At 49.3% G+C, this 201-nt stretch carries 1 protein-coding gene; it reads left to right on the top strand.

Annotated elements, in window-relative coordinates:
- Positions 1-2: 2 nt before the first annotated feature.
- The coding region (locus tag ET33_RS40820; protein WP_407668146.1) for an IS110 family transposase at positions 3-201 on the top strand (199 nt) is incomplete at its 3' end.

The following is a 201-nucleotide window of genomic DNA, read 5'->3' as shown; positions in this document are numbered from 1 at the left end:
GCATCGATATTGCCAAGTTTTCCCATGTTGCCCGTGCTGTCGATTTTCGTGGGATCGAACGTGGCCACTATCTTGCCTTCTCTAACGATCACACCGGCTTTAAAAACCTCTTCCAGTGGATACAAGCTATAATGGATCAGCATCACAAAACGAAGGTGCTCATCGGTGTTGAACCCACGGGGCACTACTGGCTCAATCTCG

This window comes from Paenibacillus tyrphae, from assembly GCF_000722545.1.
GTDB classification, from domain to species: Bacteria; Bacillota; Bacilli; order Paenibacillales; family NBRC-103111; genus Paenibacillus_G; species Paenibacillus_G tyrfis.
Note: the sequence above shows the minus strand (reverse complement) of the source record. Positions and strands in the feature narration are given on the sequence as shown.